At 32.0% G+C, this 16,352-nt stretch carries 15 protein-coding genes; 8 read left to right on the forward strand and 7 right to left on the reverse strand.

The features are described from left to right. Position 1 precedes the first annotated feature (1 nt). From uppS to murI, 5 genes are all read left to right on the forward strand, one after another. Positions 2-739 (forward strand): undecaprenyl pyrophosphate synthase, encoded by a 738-nt coding sequence (gene uppS, locus QWY99_RS17330; RefSeq protein ID WP_290266980.1) that lies wholly within the window; start codon positions 2-4, stop codon positions 737-739. After that, positions 672-3,398 carry an outer membrane protein assembly factor BamA gene (gene bamA, locus QWY99_RS17335; RefSeq protein WP_290266981.1) on the forward strand — a complete coding sequence of 909 codons (2,727 nt, stop codon included), beginning with the start codon at positions 672-674 and terminating at the stop codon, positions 3,396-3,398. Before uppS ends, bamA begins: the two co-directional genes overlap by 68 nt. 38 nt (positions 3,399-3,436) lie before the next feature. Further along, the gene (locus QWY99_RS17340; RefSeq protein WP_290266982.1) at positions 3,437-4,444 is read left to right on the forward strand and encodes an OmpH family outer membrane protein; all 1,008 of its coding nucleotides are present in this window, start codon (positions 3,437-3,439) and stop codon (positions 4,442-4,444) included. Positions 4,445-4,479: 35 nt separating this feature from the next. Beyond that, positions 4,480-4,977 carry an OmpH/Skp family outer membrane protein gene (locus tag QWY99_RS17345; protein WP_290268250.1) on the forward strand — a complete coding sequence of 166 codons (498 nt, stop codon included), beginning with the start codon at positions 4,480-4,482 and terminating at the stop codon, positions 4,975-4,977. 146 nt (positions 4,978-5,123) lie between these two features. After that, positions 5,124-5,900 (forward strand): glutamate racemase, encoded by a 777-nt coding sequence (gene murI / locus QWY99_RS17350; RefSeq protein WP_290266983.1) that lies wholly within the window; start codon positions 5,124-5,126, stop codon positions 5,898-5,900. 121 nt (positions 5,901-6,021) lie between these two features. Here murI and QWY99_RS17355 read toward each other — a convergent pair whose 3' ends face one another. Both QWY99_RS17355 and QWY99_RS17360 read right to left on the reverse strand, forming a co-directional pair. Beyond that, a complete protein-coding gene (locus QWY99_RS17355) occupies positions 6,022-6,543 on the reverse strand; it encodes a gamma carbonic anhydrase family protein (RefSeq protein ID WP_290266984.1) in 522 nt (173 codons plus the stop codon). A gap of 25 nt (positions 6,544-6,568) precedes the next feature. Continuing rightward, entirely contained in the window at positions 6,569-7,555 is a 987-nt protein-coding gene (locus tag QWY99_RS17360) for a PorP/SprF family type IX secretion system membrane protein (RefSeq protein WP_290266985.1), read from the reverse strand. 163 nt (positions 7,556-7,718) lie between these two features. Between QWY99_RS17360 and QWY99_RS17365 the strand changes: the two genes are divergently transcribed. The 3 genes from QWY99_RS17365 (at position 7,719) to QWY99_RS17375 (ending at position 10,346) form a co-directional block, all read left to right on the forward strand. Beyond that, complete coding sequence (locus tag QWY99_RS17365) at positions 7,719-8,618, forward strand: NifU family protein (protein ID WP_290266986.1); 900 nt, start codon at positions 7,719-7,721, stop codon at positions 8,616-8,618. A 172-nt stretch (positions 8,619-8,790) separates the two neighbouring features. Further along, entirely contained in the window at positions 8,791-9,432 is a 642-nt protein-coding gene (locus QWY99_RS17370; protein WP_290266987.1) for a hypothetical protein, read from the forward strand. 101 nt (positions 9,433-9,533) lie between these two features. Next, entirely contained in the window at positions 9,534-10,346 is an 813-nt protein-coding gene (locus tag QWY99_RS17375; RefSeq protein WP_290266988.1) for a mechanosensitive ion channel family protein, read from the forward strand. Positions 10,347-10,355: 9 nt separating this feature from the next. On the opposite strand, the gene tsaB is transcribed toward QWY99_RS17375, so the two are convergent. From tsaB to QWY99_RS17400, 5 genes are all read right to left on the reverse strand, one after another. After that, positions 10,356-11,027, reverse strand: coding sequence for a tRNA (adenosine(37)-N6)-threonylcarbamoyltransferase complex dimerization subunit type 1 TsaB (gene tsaB / locus QWY99_RS17380; RefSeq protein WP_290266989.1), 672 nt, complete (start codon positions 11,025-11,027; stop codon positions 10,356-10,358). A gap of 70 nt (positions 11,028-11,097) precedes the next feature. Further along, positions 11,098-12,384, reverse strand: coding sequence for an efflux RND transporter periplasmic adaptor subunit (locus QWY99_RS17385; RefSeq protein WP_290266990.1), 1,287 nt, complete (start codon positions 12,382-12,384; stop codon positions 11,098-11,100). Positions 12,385-12,390: 6 nt separating this feature from the next. After that, positions 12,391-13,836, reverse strand: a complete 1,446-nt coding sequence (locus tag QWY99_RS17390) for a TolC family protein (RefSeq protein WP_290266991.1) — start codon at positions 13,834-13,836, stop codon at positions 12,391-12,393. Between the two features lie 86 nt (positions 13,837-13,922). Continuing rightward, a complete protein-coding gene (locus tag QWY99_RS17395) occupies positions 13,923-15,038 on the reverse strand; it encodes an efflux RND transporter periplasmic adaptor subunit (protein ID WP_290266992.1) in 1,116 nt (371 codons plus the stop codon). A 41-nt stretch (positions 15,039-15,079) separates the two neighbouring features. After that, complete coding sequence (locus QWY99_RS17400; RefSeq protein WP_290266993.1) at positions 15,080-16,351, reverse strand: ABC transporter permease; 1,272 nt, start codon at positions 16,349-16,351, stop codon at positions 15,080-15,082. Position 16,352: the final 1 nt, after the last annotated feature.

The raw sequence follows: 16,352 nt of genomic DNA on the forward strand, positions 1-16,352 counted from the left end.
AATGAATTTAGACACACTAGATAAAACAAACTTACCACGACATTTAGCCATCATAATGGATGGGAATGGGCGATGGGCTAAACAACAAGGTTTCCTAAGAGCTTTTGGCCATGAAAATGGAACTAAATCTGTAAAAGAAACAATCGAATCCTGTGCTAAAATAGGGATCGAGTATTTAACATTGTATGCCTTTTCTACCGAGAACTGGAATAGACCTAAATTAGAGATTGAAACTCTAATGAAGATACTTATCAATTCATTAAAAAAAGAACTCGGTACATTACAAAAAAACAATATTAAACTTAATGCAATTGGCAATTTAGAAAAACTACCTAAATCTGCTCAAAAAGAGCTCTTGGATGTTATTGAGAAAACAAAAAACAACACAAGACTTACGCTCACATTAGCTTTAAGTTACGGTTCGAGAGAAGAACTTATAAACGCTGTTAGAATCATCAGTAATAAAGTTAAAAATAATATAATTTCAATAGACACTATTGACGATTCAATTATAAATGAGCATCTTTACACGCAAAATTTACCCGATGTAGATTTATTAATACGAACAAGTGGAGAACATAGAATAAGTAATTTTTTGTTATGGCAAATTGCCTATGCAGAGCTATATTTTACTAATGTGTTATGGCCAGACTTTAAAGAAAAGGATTTATATGAGGCTATCATTAGTTATCAAAAAAGAGAACGTAGATTTGGAAAAACAAGTGAACAAATTAAATAATTTTTTAGTGTTACAAAAAAGAATAAAAATAGTACTTACTTTATTGGTTTTTAGTAGTTTTTCACAAATAAAAGCGCAAGAAAGAATTCCTTTTGACCAAGGGAAAAAATATATTCTTGCCGACGTATCTGTAGTTGGTAAAATAAGCTTCAATGAGCAAACTGTTGTCACTTTTTCTGGTTTACAAAAAGGACAAGAAATAACAGTTCCTGGTGAAGAAATAAGTGGAGCCATCAAAAAACTTGGAAAGCTAGGGCTTTTTGACGAAATCTCTTTCTATGTAAATAGAATTGAGAATGATAGCATATACCTAGATCTTGATATAGTTGAACTTCCTAAGCTAAACGACGTCAAAATTGTTGGTGTTAAAAAAAGCAAAATAGAAGGATTAATTAAAGACAATAGTTTAACAAAAAATAAAATTGTTAACGAAAATTTAATTACGACTACCAAAAATTATATCGAAAACAAATACAAGAAGGAAGGTTTCTACAATACCAAAGTAACCATTACTACTACTCCCGACACAACATCTACAAACCAAGTAAACATGCTGGTTCGTGTAGATAAAGGAGATAAGGTTAAAATTAGCAAAATTGAATTTGAAGGGAACAAACAATTGTCTGACGCAGCTTTGCGAAAAGCTATGAAAGACACCAAGCAAAAGAACCCAATTCGCGTTTTTAAAGCCTCTAAATTCATAAAAGACAAGTACAAAAGTGATTTAGAAAAAGTTATCGCTACCTACAAAGAAAAAGGATATAGAGATGCACGTATATTATCTGACACTATTGTTTACAACAAAAAGAAAAATACATTAGCTATAAAAATAGATGTCGAAGAAGGAAACAAATACTACTTTGGGGATATCAAATTTTTAGGTAATACGGTATATTCAGACCAAACACTTAATCGTTTCTTAGGTATTAAAAAAGGAGAAACATATAATGGTGTACTTCTAGAAAAAAGAATATCTGACAAAACAAAACCTGACGCAGAAGACATTACCAATTTATATCAAAATAATGGTTATTTATTCTCTAATATTAATGCTGTAGAGGTAAAAACGGTAAACGATACTATTGATTTTGAAATTAGAGTTACCGAAGGTCCTATTGCCTATTTTAATAAAATATCAGTTGTAGGAAATGACAAAACGAATGATAAAGTAATTTATCGTGAGCTAAGAACTAAACCAGGTGAAAAATATAGTAAAGACTTACTAGTTAGAACAATTCGTGAGATTGGACAATTAGGATTCTTTGATCCAGAAGCTATCGACCCTAAGTTTAAAAATGTAGATGCTGGTGCAGGAACAGTAGACATAGAATACAATCTTGTAGAAAAAGGATCTAGCCAGATAGAACTTCAAGGAGGTTATGGTGGTGGTGGTTTCATTGGAACCTTAGGACTTTCATTTAACAACTTCTCTGCTAGAAATATATTTAACAAAAAAGCATACAAACCTTTACCTATGGGGGATGGCCAAAAAGTAGCACTTCGTTTACAAGGAAGTACTTATTTCCAAACTTATAGCGTATCGTTCTCAGAACCATGGTTTGGAGGAAAAAAACCGGTACAATTTAGCACTTCGGTATCTTATAGTACACAGTTCCTAAACAACTACATCACACAAAGAGTAGACAGAAGTAAAAGTTTTAATATTCTAACGTTATCTGTTGGTTTAGCCAAAAGATTATCTGTGCCAGATGATTACTTCGTGTTGTCGCAATCGGTAAGTTACCAACACTATGACTTACATAATTACAACACTGGATTATTTACTTTTGGAAATGGAACTTCTAGAAACTTAGCATATACTATTGGACTTACAAGAAGTAATAAAGGTTTAAACCCAATATTCCCAACATACGGTTCAGAATTTAGTCTTTCTGCTAAACTTACTCCTCCTTATTCATTATTTAATGGAGTTGATTATGGAGATTTAGCAAATCAAAAAGAATATAAATTAAGAAATACAGTTGACAAATCAAATCAACTAGATGAAAACGATAATATAGTACAGATTGGAGACTATGTTGATGCAAGAGGAAATAAGGTTGATGACTACACTCAAGCTGCTACAGATCAAGGAAAAGTTGACCAAAAGAAATTTAATTGGTTAGAATACTATAAAATAAAGTTCAAAGCTGATTGGTATACAAAAGTTTATGGTAAATTAGTACTACGAACACTAACTGAATTTGGTTTCTTAGGTGCATACGACCAATCAAGAGGCGTTGTTCCTTTTGAAAGATTCTATTTAGGAGGAGATGGAATGGCAAACTATTCTATGGATGGTAGAGAAACGATAGCATTAAGAGGATATGAGAACAACTCATTAACACCAGTGCAAAATGGAGAACAAATTGGAGCTACGATTTACAACAAATTCTCATTAGAATTGCGTTATCCAATTACATTAAAGCCATCAGCTTCTATTTACGTACTTACATTTGCTGAAGCAGGTTCATCATATGCAAATTTCAAGAACTATAATCCTTTTGACTTGAGTCGTTCAGCTGGTGCCGGTTTACGTGTATTCATGCCTGCATTTGGACTATTAGGTATCGATTTTGGTTACGGATTTGACAAATTACCAGGAGAATCAAAACCAAGTGGTTTCAGAACGCATTTTATTATTGGTCAACAATTTTAGTGCTATTGGTTAAAAAAAATTCAAATAAAATTAATGTTATGAGAAAACAATTTTTATTTATAATTTTGGCTTTGATAGTAGTAAATACAAGTCAAGCACAAACCAAATCGACAAGAATAGGATACATCGACATGGAGTATATCCTGCAAAATGTTCCTGATTATAAAGAGGCGCAATCGCAACTAGAACAGAAGGCTGAAAAGTGGAAACAAGAAATTGAGACTAAGAAATTAGAAATCAATAAACTTAAAGATGCTTTAAAAGCCGAAAAAGCATTATTAACAAATGAGTTAATCGATGAAAGAGAAACAGAAATCAAGTTTCTTGAAAAAGAGACTTTAGATTATCAGCAACAACGCTTTGGTGTTAATGGTGATTTAATTCGACAAAAATCTGCTTTATCAAAACCAATCCAAGATCAGGTTTTTACTGCTGTTCAGGATATCGCAGAAGCTAGAAAATATGATTTCATCTTTGACAGATCATCTGATTTAACAATGCTTTTTGCAGCAAAAAGATTTGATGTTAGCGATCAGGTGTTACGAGTTATCACCAGAACCGACAAAAGAGAGCAGTTGACAAAAAAACAACTCGCTATTGAGGAAGAAAAAGAAAATAAAGAAACTGCCATTGATGAAAGTCCTGCACTACAGGAAAGACAAAAAATGCTAGATGAGAGAAAAGCAGCAAGGGATAAAATCCTAGAAGACAGAAAAGCAGCTCAAGAAGAAAAGATAAGAGCATACGAAGAAAACAAAAAAGCAATTCGTGATGCAAGAGAGGCTAAAAAAAATGGCACGGTTTCTGAAACAGTAAAAAAGGAAAGCACACCATCAGTAACCACTCAAACGTCAAAAGCAACTGAGACAACAAAAACAACTGTCACTGATGACGCGAGAGCTAAACAAGCCGAAGAAAGACAAAAGCTTTATGACGAACGTAAAAAAGCTTTAGAAGAAAGAAGAAATAAAATCTTAGAAGAAAGAGAAGCTGCCAAAAAAGCAAGAGAGCAAAAGGCAAAGGAGGAAAAAGAAAAACAACAATAATACGACCAATAATTAATTAATATTTTAAAATGATGATGAAACAAATCAAAACTTTACTAATTGCTGCAATACTAGTTTTAGGAGCAAATCAAATGAATGCTCAAGCTAAGGTAGCTCACGTAGATGTAAGTGAAATTATGTCTAAAATGCCAGCGATGATAGATGCACAAAAACAACTTGAAAAATTAAGCACTACATATGATGCAGATTACAAGAAAATGGTTGACGAATATCAAGCAAAATTAAAAAAATACGAAGCTGAATCAGCTACAGTAACAGATGCAGTTAATGGAGAACGTTCTAAAGAAGTTCAAGATATGCAAAAAAGAATTGTAGAATATAGAGACACGGCTCAAAAAGAATTACAACAAAAAGAAACTGATATTGTAAAACCAATAATGGAAAAAGTTAGAGCTTCAATCATAAAAGTTGGAAAAGCAAAAGGATTCCAATATGTTTTAGATGGTTCTACTCTTTTATTAGCTGACGGACCAAACGTTACTGCTGATGTTAAAAAAGATTTAGGTTTCTAAAAACTGCCTTCATAAAATAAAAAAAACTGCTCGCCAATAAATGGTTCGAGCAGTTTTTTTTTACACACTAAAATTTATTAAACTATACTAAAGAATCTTGAACAAAGCCTTTTTTTTGATTCTAAAAAATACTTAACTTTGTTTTTATGACAAACAACAATCCTATAGGTGTTTTCGATTCTGGCATTGGTGGTACTTCAATTTGGAGCGCAATCCATCAATTACTCCCAAATGAGAAAACTATTTATTTAGCCGACAGTAAAAATGCTCCTTATGGTCAAAAAAGCAAAGATGAGATCATTTCTTTAAGCAAAAAAAACGTCGATTTTTTACTGGGCATGGATTGTAAATTGATTGTTATTGCATGCAATACTGCGACTACAAATGCAATTAAAGAATTAAGAGAACAATATACCATTCCGTTTATCGGAATTGAACCCGCTATAAAACCTGCCGCAATAAATTCAATAACTCATACTATTGGAATACTAGCTACTCAAGGTACTTTAAACAGTGCTCTTTTTAATAAAGCAACTGAAATGTATCAAGACGTTAAAATAATTGAACAAGTTGGTCATGGCTTAGTACAGTTAATTGAAAATGGAGATTTAAATTCTCCTGAAATGACACAACTGTTAGAATCTTATCTAAAACCAATGATTGAGGCGAATATTGATTATTTAGTATTAGGGTGCAGTCATTACCCCTATCTAATCCCTCAGATAGAAAAAATTCTACCCAAACACATTCATATAATTGACTCTGGCGAAGCAGTAGCCAAACAAACCCAAAATATATTACAAAAGAAAGTTGGCTTAAATGATGGAGTAGCAACTGAACCTATATTTTACAGCAATAGCAATCCGAAGGTTTTATCGGATATACTAGGTAATAAATACACCGTTTTAGAAAAAGATTTCTAATAATTAATCGAATATTCTTAACAAACCATATTTCGTCCAATGATAAATTGAGCGATAATTTGCGATATAAGAATTCCTACTATCGAAAGCCATAAAATACCTTCTTCAAAAGAAATTATAATTATTCTTCTCCTTCCTTAAACCAGCTCGAATACATTACATAATTATTAGAAATGCGTTCAATTTCGCCAGCAAAATTAGACTGATCGATATCCTTTACCTTCTTAGCAGGTACTCCCGCATATATACTCCCTGAAGCTACTATTGTATTTTGAGTTACAACAGCACCTGCTGCAACAATAGCATTGCTCTCGACAATACAATTATCCATTACAATTGCTCCCATTCCTATCAATACATTATCATGAATGGTACAACCATGAACAATCGCATTATGCCCTATAGAAACATTATTACCAATAATTGTTGGATGTTTTTGATAGGTACAATGAATAACAGCTCCATCTTGAATATTAACTTTATCACCTATTTTAATAAAATTAACATCACCTCTGATTACAGCATTGAACCAAACGCTACATGAATCTCCAAAAGAAACGTCTCCAACTATTGTAGCATTTTCGGCTACGTAGCAATCATTTGGAATATTAGGTGTTTTACCGTTTACAGATTTTATCAACATGTGTTTATTTTTTAAATGAATTTTATTAATTTATTGCTGGGCAATCGCAATCATATTTTTCACGCTTACAAAATAAGTTAATTCCCAAAGTAATTTGATGGTATGCGCCATTGTCAAATTTCACATTACCTGTGACTTGTGAATACGTATAAGCAAACATAAAGTTCTTGTAGTTAACCCCCAAAATAGGTGTTATGTATTGTAATTTTTGAGTAGAAACTCCTGAACCATTATAATATTGAGCGCCATCTAAACTTCTTCTATAGGATAATCCAGCCCAAAGGTTACCAAAATCCATATTCTTATACGCTTTTAGATTAAAATCAATTAACTTTTCTTTTGTCTTATCAAACAATTGAAAAAGAACTGAAGGCTCCCATAATAACTTTCTCTTATTTCCGAAAACATATCCTGCACTCAAAAGATATTTTCTGAGGTTATCACTTTCAAAATCGGTATATATTTGTCTTCTTGTCTCTACTGCACCTTGAACTGTAGCGTGAGCATAAAAGTTTAAGAAATTATAGGAAGCACCAAAGTCAACATTAAAATAAGAATCTTTTTGTATGTTACCGAAAACAATCGGATCAAATTCTCCAAATGAAGTTTCATCTAACTGGTTCTGAATTACTCCTGCATTGATACCAAACGACAGCTGATTTAAATCTATTTCATTTCTCGAAAAAAGAATATGATACGCATAAGTAAGTTTGATTCCTTTTTGAGAATGATACCCGTTTTTATCATTAAAAAGTATAACCCCTGCCCCTGATCGATCACCAATACGACCGTTAAAACTTAAAGTCTGAAGTGCTGGTGCATCTTCTTGACCAAACCATTGCTTACGCGCTGTTAATCTTAATTTTGCACAATTTGCCGCTCCCGCCATTGAAGGGTGTATTAAATAATAATTATCCGATAAATAATCAGAATAAACCGGAATTCCTTCTTGAGAATATGAGTATGAAAATATAAATAAAAGAAAAACTGAATATTTAATTTTAGAATACATTAAAAGTAGCTTTGTTTAAATAGATGTTAAAAACTTATATCGCTAATACACATTGGCAACTATTAGTGAGATACAGAAAATAATACGTTATTTTTATATTAAAAATCAAATATAACTATTAGTAGAAAATAACTTTAGTAAATTTGTGGAAAATTACTAAATCATGACAAAACTCACTATAAAAGAAACGCAAAACCCTGCTATATTAAAATTTGAATTCCCAGACTTTATTACTAAGAATGAGAGCTTTGAATTTAAAAACATTGATGAAGCTAAAAACTCTCCACTAGCACAAAAATTATTTTATTTACCGTTCGTAAAAACAGTATATATTTCAGGTAATTTTATTGCTATCGAAAGATATAATATTGTTGAATGGGATGATGTAAAAGAAGCAGTGGTAGAACAAATTGAAACATTTGTAAACGATGGTGGTACAATTCTATCTATTGATGAAAACAAGCCTAAGAAGCAACCTATAACTGTTTATGGCGAATCAACTCCAAATCCTGCAGCTCTAAAATTTGTAGTAAGCAGAATGTTGACAAAAAATGCAATTGAATACAAAAACATTGACCAAACTGCCTCTTCTCCACTAGCTAAAGAATTATTTAAATTCCCTTACGTAAAAGAGATTTTTATCGATGAAAACTACATCTCAGTAACTAAATATGAAATTAATGATTGGCAAGAAATCACTCTTGAGATAAGAACTTTCATTAAACAATATATTGAAAATGGAGGAACGGTTCTAGACGAAAGTTTAATCGAAGTAGCAACAAAAAATGATGTCACTAAAGATGAAGCTTTTGATAAATTAGATACTACTTCTCAACAAATTATAAATATCCTAGAAGAGTATGTAAAACCTGCTGTAGCTGCAGATGGTGGAAATATTGCTTTTGATTCTTATAATGATACTGACAAAACTGTAAAAGTGATTTTACAAGGAGCATGTAGCGGTTGCCCTTCATCAACATTTACACTAAAAAGCGGTATAGAGAACATGCTAAAAAGCATGCTAAATGACGAAAATATTAAAGTAGAAGCCGTAAATGCTTAACCAACTTTTATAACAATTTTAAAAGGCGCTTCACAGAAAGCGTCTTTTTTTTTACAAAAGCAAAAAAAATAAATCCAAATTACTTACTGTCAGTAAATTATAACTAATCCGTTAGCGTATTTCTTAAAAAAAAGATTAATATTGCATCCTATACTAACCAATAAGAACTATTATGGGATTATCATCATTTTTTAAGAATTTATTTGGCACAGCTAAAGAGTCGGCTACTGAATTAGCAAATCAAGCCGAAAACACATTTGAGCAAGCTAAAGAAGCTGCCGCACCATACATTGAAAAAGCGGAAACATTAGCCGAAGAAACAATCGAAAAAGTTAAGGAGGTATCTACTCCCTATCTTGAAAAAGCGGAAACATTTGCCGAAGAAACTATTGCCAAAGCCAAAGAAGTAGCTGCACCACATCTTGAAAAAGCAGAAACATTTGCTGGAGAAACCATAGAAAAAGTTAAAGAAGTAGCGGCTCCGTATCTTGAAAAAGCAGAAACATTAGCTGAAGAAACTATAGATAAGGTCAAAGAAGTAGCGGCTCCATATCTTGAAAAAACGGAAACAGTAACTGGAGAAACCATAGAAAAAGTAAAAGAAGTAGCTGCCCCTATATTAAATGATGCTGAAGAAAAAGTAGATCAAGCAAAAGATACTGTTGAGGAACTTACTGAAAAAGCTTCAGATGGTTTAAACAAAGTAATTGAGACTGTAAAGGAAAAAGCAAATACTACTACAATTACAGAAAAAGCAAAAGCGCTCGCTACTGACGCCATAAATGAAGCATCAGACGAATCCTTAAATAAATAGTTAAAGATAATAGTAATGTTTATTAATAAAAATAATTAATCTTTATCTTTGCCTAACTAATTTAGACCTTCTCATCGAGAAGGTTTTTTTATACTAAAAAAATGAATCTAAATCCCGATCAAATTAGCGGTTACGTTAACCAATTTATCCAAGTATTAGTTGATTATTCTCCTAAACTAATATCTGCCTTTCTTATTCTATTCATAGGGCTTTATATTATTCGTTTTGTCAATAGACTAATACGTCGTATAATGGAGAAAAGAAACTTGGACCCTACCCTAACTAACTTTCTAGGTGATATTTTATTATGGGCCTTAAGAATATTACTATTTGTATCATTTATTTCTAAACTAGGAATAGAAACATCGTCATTTGTTGCCATATTAGGAGCAATGGGTCTTGCTATTGGTTTGTCTCTTCAGGGATCTCTTTCTAATTTTGCTGGAGGTATGCTTATTATTCTTTTCAAGCCTTTTAAAGTTGGAGATACTATTGAAGCACAAGGCATTGTAGCAACTGTATCTGAAATACAGATATTTGTGACTAAATTATTTACTGCAAACAATCAAACGGTATTTATACCAAACGGAGCTTTATCTAATAACACAATTATTAATTACTCAATGCAAGGAGAACGTAGAGCCGACTTAACATTTGCAGTTGCTTATGATGCAGATATTAAAAAAGCCAAAGATATTCTTGAGAAAATTTTAAAGGATAATCCAAACGTGCTTAAGAATCCTACACCAGAAGTTTTTGTAAAAAACTTAACAAGTAGTTCTGTAGAATTTGCTGTACGCCCTTGGGCAAAAAAAGAAAATTACGGAACCGTTTTTTCTCAAACTCTAGAAGATTGCAAAATTGCTCTGGACGAAGCTGGAATTGCTATCCAACCTTACACATTACAAAAATAAGATAACTTTTTATTGTTTTTTAGAAGTAGTAATTATAAAGTCTTTTAAATAATACGGTTCAAAATAAGCGACATCTATAGTGTCGCTTTTTTTGTATTTATCATAACTTATAATACTCATTTCTTTTGCTGAAGGATATTTAATATCTTCCAGAAAAATAAAATTTTCTTTTGTTAAAACTGCTTTACATTTTTCAGCACAATCACCCACGAAATAAAGTGTTTCGTTGAATTCCTCAAAAGAATTTTCGGTAATTATTTCAGCTAAAATTTCTCTTTGTTTTTCAAACTTTGCATTAAATACAGCACTATATACTTCCATACGTCTAGCATCTAGCATCGGAACAATTAAACCGTCACTAATCTTTGCTTGAGAAGCCAATGATTGCAATGTATCAACTGCTATTAACGGAATCTCTAATGCAAAACACAATCCTTTTGCTGCCGAAACCCCGATACGTAATCCTGTATAAGAACCTGGGCCTTGACTAACTGCAATTGCAACTAAATCTTGAAAAGAAATACCGGCTTCTTGAATACATTCTTCGATAAATACATGTAATCTTTCTGCGTGAGAATACCCTTCATCAGAGATTTCTTTACACAAAATTATTTCTCCTTCATTTGCTAAAGCAACAGAACAGTTCTTTGTAGCAGTTTCAATATTAAGAATATAAGCCAAACTAATTTTATATTTTATGGGAACAAAAAACAATCTAGTCCTATCATAGAACTAGATTGTCTTGTCATTATTATTTTTTTACTTTTTCAGATTTAAGACTAACTTTATCACCTGAGTTCAAATCTTTAGAAACTGTTGTGTACGGTCCTGTTATTACCATATCTCCAGCCTTAAGTCCTGACATCACTTCGATATTTGTATCGTCTTGAATTCCTGTTTTTATGATTCTAATTTTAGCTTTATCTCCGTCTTTAACAAAAACACATTCGAATTTTTTGTCATTTTTAGGAGCTATTTTTTTATCATTAGGATCTTCGATTTTAATTTCTTTTACTGCTGTAGTATCCGATTTTACAACTACTGAACTTATAGGCACTGCTAGAACATTCTTTTTTGTATTTGTAATAATATCAACCGTAGCAGTCATCCCTGGTCTAAAAGGAGAATATGCTTCTGGCTTTCCTTCTATTAAATCTTGATAAGACTCTTTTAAGATTCTAACTTTAACTTTAAAATTAGTTACCTGATCAGATGTTAAAGTACTACTTGCTGAATTAGAAATACTAGTTACTATACCTTTAAATTGTTTTTTTAGGTAAGCATCTACTTCTACATTTGCTTCGTCTCCAACTTTAATTTTCACAATATCATTTTCGTTTACATCTACTTCAACTTCCATGTTGTTTAAGTTTGCAACTCTTAAAATTTCGGTTCCTGCCATTTGTTGGGTTCCTAAAACTCGCTCTCCAAGTTCAACATTAAGTACTGATATTGTTCCATCTGCAGGAGCATAAATAGTAGTACGTCTTAAATTATCCTTAGCTTCAATTACAGATGCTTCAGCACTTTGTACTGCAAAATAAGCGTTTTGTTTGGTTGCTTTTGCAACTTCAAAAGATGCAACTACTTTATCCCAATCAGACTTAGAAATTATTCCTTTCTCAAATAACTTTTTATTTCTATCATAATTAGCCTTTGCTTCTTTAAGAGAAGCATCTGCTTGACTTAAACTAGCTTTAGTTCCTGACAAATTAGAGACTGTTCGGTTGAAACTAGAGGTATATAAATCAGGATTTATTTTTACCAACAAATCTCCTTTCTTAACAACTTGCCCTTCTTTAACATTAAGTGCAATAATTTCTCCCGAAACTTCAGATGAGATTTTCACTTCTATTTCAGGCTGAATTTTTCCTGTTGCCGAAACAGTTTCTACAATAGTTGACGCTACTACTTTTGCAACTTCTACTTCTGTACCAGCATCTTTATTTCCTATTACTCCCGCTTTCGAAAATCCTATCAAGGCCGCAATGATTATAACGACACCTCCTAATAAAAAGTAAATTGTTTTTTTTGACATAATAAACTAGTTTTTAACTATCGGAACAATAGGAATTCCAAAATAGAATTCTAATATTTTTGTTTTAAAGATATAATCGTATTTTGTTCTAATTACTTCTGATTGCGCATTAGTAAGTAGTGTTTGCGATTGATTAAAATCAAAAGCATTCATTAAACCTACTGCAAATTTTTCTTTTGCATAATCGTATGCACCTTGTCTTGCTTCCAAAGCTACTACCGCTGCTTCATGTGCATTTAATGCTCCTTTAGTATCTGTAAACGCAGTGTAAACATTACGTTGCAAATCTAAGTTTTTTTGCTCTAAATCAATTTTAGATTTCTCTAAACTTACTTTATTACGCTCTACATTATTTCTTACAGAGAATCCGTTAAATATTGGTATGTTTAATTGAACTCCAAAAGACTGTCCTTTATTATCACTAAATTGATCCAAAATTGGCGCTGCACTTCCTAAAACTGGCGCATAATTATCTTGTAAAACCGATTGATTAGTTCCTTGCACGTAACCAATTTGTTTGGTAGGATTTGCTGCATCCGGAATTGCTCCTTTAACGATATCCGAATAACTTGCTCTTGTATTAAAGTTATAAAAAGCACTTAAAGTTGGCTGATAAGCTCCTCTAGCAATAGAAACATTCTTCTCTGCAATTTCAAGATTTGTTTTAGCTATTTTTAATTCTGTTCTCGTTTCTTTAGCTTTTTCATAAATTGCTGTAGGTGATTGTGCCAAAATAGTTTCTCCAGCACTAATATTTGTATCGTCTACTACATCAAAATCATTAAATTCTTTTAATTGTAACAACTGTGCTAAACTTAGTTTTGAGATCAATAATGTATTCTCTGCGATAACAACATTTTGCTTACCTGTAGCTACAGTTGCTTTAATATCAAGCAAATCTCCTCTAGGAATTGTTCCTGCTTTTACCAATTCGTCTGAACGCGTGTATTGTTTTTCACTAATGGCTAATTGCTCTTGTTGTACTTTTAAATTTTCTTTATTAAACAGTACTTGTAAAAAAGCATTTGCAACATTCAGCGAAATATCTTCTTGCATTTTCAACAATTGATATTTAGAAGCCACCATAGATAGATTGGCTTTTCGCAATGCATTCTGATTTTGCAATCCTTTGTATATATCGACTGCAACTGTTGCGCCTATAGCTGAATATTGTGTTGTTTGATTTTCTAACAATCCCGTTGTAATATTCTGGTTTAAACCAATATTCCAAGAATGTGATACTTGTGCATTTGCTGTAGGGAGAAATCTACCAAAGGCATCTTTTTTATCAATAGCAATGTTTTTTGTGTCCAATTCTGATTGTTTAATCGAGATATTGTTTTCTAACGCATATCGCACACATTCTTCTAGAGTCCATTTCTTAGATTGTGCCTGTAATGACACACCAAGTAGTAAGACAAAAACAAGATAAATATATTTATTATTTTTCATAAACTTTGAATCAAAGCATAGCAAAGATACTATACAAATTTAACATTCTCTAAAAACCAAAAATTCTTTTATTTTATAACTGCTACTTATTTTTTTCCTTCATCTTTTATCAAGCCTTGATTCCAGATTTTTATCTTGTCTGTAGCTGTGATTCCACTTTTTACCTGCACAAAAATTCCATCACTAACTCCTAAAACAAGATCTTTTCTTTGAAATTTTTGCGGTGCTGTTTCTACTTCAACGTATGGTTTTTGCGTTTTTTTATCAAATTGAACTAATGATTCTTTTATAGCTAAAACATTTTCTGCTTTATCTAATATAATTGATGCATTAGCACTTAAACCTGCTCTAATAAATGTATCATCTCTATTTTCTAATGATGCTTTAATTTGAAATTGAATTGCTCCATTTTCTACAACTCCTTTTGGAGCGATATAACGTAGAACAGCATCGAATTTTTTATTTTCGATAGCTCCAATTGTAATTTCGATTGGCATTTTTTCTTTTATTTTACCAACCTCTGATTCATCAATTTTTCCAACAAAAATCATCTTACCAACATCTGCTACACTAGCAATTGTAGTTCCTTCATTAAAATTATTACTTTCAATAACTTGATTTCCAACTTTCACAGGAACATCCAATACCATTCCAGTTACTGTAGATCGGATTACTGTATTAGCATAATTCCCTAAACCAGAAGTCGTTCCTGTTTTAACGATATCAAAACTTTGTTTTGATGAAAAGTAATTTTGTTTCGCCTGTTTGTAAGCCAGTTGTGTTGCATCAAAATCATTTGCAGAAATTACTCCTTTATCAAACAATGTTTTTTGTCTCTGGTATAATTTTTCTTGGTTATCTAATGCAATCTTTGCCGTTTGAACCTGATTTTGGGTATTACTCACATTAGAAACATTTGCAACAACTTTAATCTTTGCAATCATGTCCCCTGCTTTAATACTCTCCCCTGCTTTAATATAAACTGCTTCAATAATTCCTGAAATATTTGGTTTAATAAGTACCTCTTCATCAGGTTGGATATTACCCGTTGCAATTGTATTTTTAACTATCGTTTTTATTTCAGCTTTTTCTGTTTGATAGACAATTGGTGACTCTTGATTTTTTGCATACAAATAATACAAAGCACCAAAGAAGACTACTGCAATAAAAATTAAAATGGTTATGGTTACTCCTTTTTTCATTTTGTTTTTTTGTTTAATCGATTATTTTATTGATTGATAATTTATTCTGCTCGTAAGGCATCTACAGGCTTTACGTTTATTGCTGTTTGGGCCGGAATAAATCCTGCCAGCAAACCTGATCCCACTAAAATTAATAATGCTACAAAAACGACTCCTAAATCTACCGTTGGATTTGCAAACATTGTATCGCCATCTTGAGGCATCGAATCTAGCACCATATTAAGTATTGCTACAACCCCTGTGGCAACTGCAATACCTAACATACCCGAAATGATTGTTAAAAATATTGATTCTGAAAGTATCTGTCTTCGTATTGCCCCTGGTGTTGCTCCCAACGCTCTACGAATTCCTATTTCTTTTGTTCTCTCCTTTACTACAATAAGCATAATGTTAGAAATACCGATAACCCCAGAAATCAAAACCAAAGTACCCACGAAATAAGCAATAAATGTTAAGATTGTAAACAATCCTCGTACTTGGTTAAATCGTTCATACAAATCAAAATTTCCGACTGCTCTATCATCTTTAGGACTAACCGAATGTCTTTCCTTTATTATTTCTATAATTTTAGGTTTCAAGTCTGTTATAGAAGCTTCATCATTTGCTGTGATTGCCATCCAGCCAACTTTATCGCCATAATTAAACACTTGCTGAAACGTTGTAAAAGGAACAAATATATTCTTTTGCTCTGCTTCTGCACCGCCATTATTTTGACTTTTGGAATAATACACTCCAACAACCATAAAATTTATTCCGTTTACTTTTATATAAGTCCCAATAGGATCTTCATCTTTTTCATAAAGTCCGGTTATTACACCTTTTCCAATAACAGCAACCTTTCTGTTGTGCTTAATATCTTGTTGGTTTACAAAACGCCCTTTTATGATATCCATTGGTTGCTGCTTAATAAGCTCCGGATTATCTCCATACACAGTAAAAGCAGAAGTTTTAGTACCACGAACTACATTATTAACCCCACCGTTAGAATCTCCTAACTGATTTCGAGGTGAAACATATAGCAAATCTGGCAAAGCTTCTTTTAAAGCTATTACATCACTATTCTTAAAATCATAACGACGTGTTTTAGGCAAACCTTTATATGCTTTTGATGTGGTTTGACTCCACATAAACATAGTATTTGTTGCGATTCCATCAAACCCCTTTTTAACACCATTCTCTAATCCTTTTCCTGCTGCGAGTAATATTACTAAAATAAATATTCCCCAAAACACACCAAAAGCTGTAAGTACTGTTCTAAATACATTAGCAGTTAAGGCTTCTAAAATTTCTTCCCAATTATCTCTATCAAACATA

Source organism: Flavobacterium branchiarum (assembly GCF_030409845.1).
Classification (GTDB): Bacteria; Bacteroidota; Bacteroidia; order Flavobacteriales; family Flavobacteriaceae; genus Flavobacterium; species Flavobacterium branchiarum.